Origin of the sequence: Pseudomonas fuscovaginae SE-1, from assembly GCF_000364705.1 — a bacterium.
Lineage (GTDB): Bacteria > Pseudomonadota > Gammaproteobacteria > Pseudomonadales > Pseudomonadaceae > Aquipseudomonas > Aquipseudomonas fuscovaginae_A.
Map to the genome: position 1 here is coordinate 1 of NZ_AQOH01000182.1, position 2,963 is coordinate 2,963.

Genomic DNA, 2,963 nt, shown 5'->3' on the forward strand with positions numbered 1-2,963 from the left:
CGCCTTCGGTTGGTTCAGTTACACCACTTCTAGGGACACGATCATGCAACGCTGCGCCTGGCGTGCCACGCACCTGCTGATTGTTGGCGGAGTGACGTTATAAAAGGCCCCCTGTACGAAGCGCCGCACCATTCAGGATTCTTTTTTTTTGCGCGTTAGTCGCGTTCTTCTGCATCCGCTAAGTATCGCCGCAGCGACCTGGTGACCGTGTCGCAGTGGCGACTCAACACCCGCTCTCGGCCTGCACGAAAACCCCGTCGAGCGGGCGCTGTTCTGGAACATGCTGCATTCGGCGGAAGTGGCGCGAGCAGCGGGGAGATCGGCTGTGTGAGAAAACAGCCAGGTTGCTTTCGCTGGCGTAGAGCCGTGAGGGCAGGGCTATGTAAGCAAGCTGGCCGCGCCGATCAGGTTTCTACTCGGCCAGCTTATTCCAATTTATCTGCGAATCTCAGCATACAGTGTTTGGGGAATCTCTAACGTCACTTCTGTATGGGGTGGTAGATAGCAGTGCAGCATCAGCCCGCTGAGAAAACCACTGGTAGTGCTGATAACAAGAGCAAGAGCAGCTTGGCGCATTTCGATAGTCCATTTGGTTAACGGACTCCTATTAGATATCCACTATTCGTGTTTCACTACCACCCCTGGAAAATTTGCTCAGCTCCCATTTTGGGTTTCGAGAATGTCGCGATGCCGGAAACGGCACGTGCCACAATCCCTAAAACGGATGCATGAAGTCTCACCAACCTGTGCGTGCTCCACTCCATCTGAACACGCTCGACCCCTGCGCCTAGAGCAATACTCCGGGACGGGGGCTCAACCTTGGATTGGAACACCCATACCGGCTACACCGTACGCCGAGTCGCCGACCCAGGACATTGAAGGCTTGGTGGACCAGATGCTCTTCACTGACGGTCAATGGGTTGGATGAGGTGTGCGAGGGTATCGCATCCTTGAACTGACATGCCCATGGGCGTCTCCTGGGTGATTGGCAGGGACCAGTCCAACACCCACATCCCCTGTGGAGGGCACCTACTTCGAGTCCTTGCGTGCCCGGGTGCGGACCGCTCGCGGATGAAGGTCAAACCTGACATCCCGAGGGCCCTGGCTGGGCAGGGGGTCGAGGAAGCTATCGCGCTATCACCGCAGCTCAGCCTGATACCGGCTTGCTGCGTTTGACCAGGCCAAGAATGGTCTGTTGAAGCTCGTCCTTTGCCTGTTCCGCGGTGATGTCTCCCAGCAGCGCAGCCTCTGACAGGGTGTCGGCGGCGCCCAGCATCGCCCAGAGGCTGGCGCTTGAGACACCATCAGGGCCGGCAAAAGGCCCAAGTATCCCTGCACATTTTTCGATAAGCGCCTTCTGGTACTGGCGCTTGACGGCCGCCAGCTCCGGCGAGCCGCTGAGTGCGGCCAGGACTCCCTGGATGTCACGCCCCTGTGTCAGCACGCAGTCGACATACGCAGCGGCAAAGGTCCGTGCCTTGTCCGCCAAGGTGGGCTTGGCGGCGGCGACGGCAGCATCGAAAAGGGCGGTTTGGCGAACGTCGTAGTCCTGGTACAGGGCGGCGAGCAGCCCATTGCGCGTTCCGAAATGATCGTAAGCGACGGGCTTGGTGATGCCCGCCACTTCTGCCAGGCGGCCCAGCGTGAGCGCATCCGTGCCTTCATCGGCGATCAGTGCCCAGGAAGCCTCCAGCAATTGGCGAGTGCGGGCTTCCCTGGTCAGGCGTCGGCGCGAAGGTACAGAAGTCGGTGAGGTCATGGACAGGATTGTCTCACCCTGCCTCAAGGCTGGGAAGCCACCACACCGGCGCCTATCCTGTGCGCTGTCTCCAGGTGAGCGTCCGGATAACCGTCATCTGACGGCAGAAGCAGGGTGGAACTGCGCACAGGGGCCCCGCAGTAATCGAAGATCCCATGGTCGATCTGGGTTTTCATGGCGGACGCGTAGCCGTGTCGAGTGAAGGTCCCTTCATCGGCGCCGCCCACGGCAACCAGGTGAACCTGCAGGCGCTGCAGCTTTTTCACGACCTTGCCGTTGCCGCTTTCCTCGTAGGCCCAGCCCATCGAAAACACCCGGTCGATCCAGCCTTTGAGCAAGGCTGGAAATGACCACCAGTAGATTGGGTAGACGATGACCAGGGCATCGGCACGGTTCAGTCGTTCCTGCTCGGCGGCCACGTCAGCAGGTACTGATGCCTGTTTCATGAACAGCGCCTGGTCCGCCCGGTTAAAACGCGGATCGAATCCTTCGGCCGCCAGGTCGGCCCATTCGAGGGTGTGCGGCGAGCCTGAAGCGACAATGCCTTGGGCGACGTGTTGGGCAATGGCGTGAGTCAAGGAATCGGGGTTGGGGTGGGCGACGACAATCAAGCTGTGCATGGTTGGAGCTCCAGTGACCGGTGAGCGGCTCTCAAGGCCGCGGAGGTGGCTAAGGCTGCTACCTACCGAAAGTAACTTACCTTTGGTAGCTTGTCGAGCTTCATGCCGGGGAAGCTGGTGAACGCAGCTCTGGCACGCCGCCCCTGTCTTGGTGAAACCGATCGGGTTCTTCGCGCCCGGCGTACCGAAGGCCTCCCGCGAGCGCGAGCAGCAACAGCTTGATGATGTACATTGATTTCATGTATCTGGTGCGTTGCCCTCCACGAACAGCAGGACAGGAATACATGCCCAACCCTTCATTCGGTGAATCCTCGTGCAGCACGGCGGCCAGCGGCCAGGTGGAGGTGCGCGGCGCGCGGGAAAACAACCTCAAGGATGTGGATGTCGCTATTCCACGCAATGCACTGGTGGTGTTTTCTGGTGTTTCCGGCTCCGGTAAGTCGTCGCTGGCGTTCGGTACGATCTACGCGGAGGCGCAGCGGCGCTACTTCGAGTCGGTTGCACCGTATGCGCGGCGGCTGATCGACCAGGTGGGAGTACCGGACGTCGATGCAATCGACGGCCTGCCGCCGGCGGTCGCGCTG

The 2,963-nt window shown here is 60.2% G+C and carries 2 protein-coding genes and 1 pseudogene; 1 reads left to right on the forward strand and 2 read right to left on the reverse strand.

Annotated features, from left to right (window positions below; genetic code table 11):
• Positions 1 to 1,147 precede the first annotated feature (1,147 nt).
• Both K675_RS0117050 and K675_RS0117055 read right to left on the reverse strand, forming a co-directional pair.
• Complete coding sequence (locus tag K675_RS0117050; RefSeq protein WP_026145279.1) at positions 1,148 to 1,759, reverse strand: TetR/AcrR family transcriptional regulator; 612 nt, start codon at positions 1,757 to 1,759, stop codon at positions 1,148 to 1,150.
• A gap of 23 nt (positions 1,760 to 1,782) precedes the next feature.
• Entirely contained in the window at positions 1,783 to 2,379 is a 597-nt protein-coding gene (locus tag K675_RS0117055; protein ID WP_017904710.1) for an NAD(P)H-dependent oxidoreductase, read from the reverse strand.
• A gap of 284 nt (positions 2,380 to 2,663) precedes the next feature.
• Here K675_RS0117055 and K675_RS30910 point away from each other — a divergent pair.
• Positions 2,664 to 2,963: pseudogene (locus K675_RS30910) on the forward strand (excinuclease ABC subunit A); the annotation flags it as partial.

Excerpts from the sequence above, each read along its gene's own strand:
- K675_RS0117055 (WP_017904710.1), bottom strand. The coding sequence starts at position 2,379 with ATGCACAGCTTGATTGTCGTCGCCCACCCCAACCCCGATTCCTTGACT.
- K675_RS0117050 (WP_026145279.1), bottom strand. The coding sequence starts at position 1,759 with ATGACCTCACCGACTTCTGTACCTTCGCGCCGACGCCTGACCAGGGAA.